Origin of the sequence: Pseudoflavonifractor sp. An85 (assembly GCF_002161235.1) — a bacterium.
GTDB lineage: Bacteria > Bacillota > Clostridia > Oscillospirales > Oscillospiraceae > Enterenecus.
Genome location: NZ_NFHE01000113.1, coordinates 1 through 943, shown reverse-complemented (window position 1 = coordinate 943; position 943 = coordinate 1). Strand labels below are relative to the sequence as shown.

Here is a 943-nt window from a genome sequence, read left to right as displayed (position 1 = left end):
AGGCCCCGTCATGTACCACGGGTTGTTGTTGGCCGTGGACCCGGACCCGGACAAGGTCCAGTTGACGGTGGATGTGTTGCCGCTCACCGACTGGGTGGCGCTCCAGGTGAGTGTGAGGGCGCGCACCCCGCCGTAGGCGTTGGTGGTTAAACTTCCTGATAGTGCCATGGGTTATCCTCCGATCCAGTAACAGGCCACCCGGTCTGTCCCGTATGCTTCCAGTCTGGCTTTTCCGCTGATGATGAGATAGGTGTTAGCATTGAGGTTGGTGGCCTGGACTCCCTGGGAATCCGCCACCAGAACCGGGGTGTTGTTTTGGCTGACCTCCATGCCGTCCTCGGTGACCTTGGTGGACATCTCGGAGCCAGTCTTGCTCACCGTGAGCCCTTCCTCGTCAAAGGTGAATCCGGTGGCGGTTTTTACCGTCTCCACCCCCTCCGAAAGTTTCTTTTCGATGGCGATGTTCACCTGGTCCGAGGTGAGGGAAAGGCTGACCTGCTCGGTCAGCTCCTGCACCGATTTCTCCACACCTTCCAGAGAGGTCTTGGTCTCGGTCTGTACCCGCTGCACCGTGGCGGTGATGGCGTTGGTGTTGATCTCCAAATCGGACAGGCGGGATTCCTGGGTTTGGATGATTTGGCCCTGGTTGGCCGTGGTGTCCTTCAGGTCGTCAATTTCGCCCTGTGTGTCCTCGGGCGCAGGGGTCCAGTCGGTGGCTTTGTTACCGATTTCGAGTTTTACATTCTCTATGTAGTAATTTTCCACATAGGGATATTGCCCAAGACCTATATGGACGTAAGAGGCTGAGGCCGGAACAGATAAACCAAACTTGAATTTACCGTTATTAACAGTTACAGCCAGATTTTTCTGAATATCAGCAGTCGAATTGTCTTCTTTCCTAAATTGATAGTAGCAGTTTATTTTCGCTAGGTCCGTGAATCCG

General features: G+C 54.5%; 1 protein-coding gene. It reads right to left on the bottom strand.

What is annotated here, in order from left to right:
• Nucleotides 1-171: 171 nt before the first annotated feature.
• Nucleotides 172-765, bottom strand: coding sequence for a hypothetical protein (locus tag B5G37_RS14675; protein ID WP_087258986.1), 594 nt, complete (start codon nt 763-765; stop codon nt 172-174).
• Between the last annotated feature and the right edge of the window lie 178 nt (nt 766-943).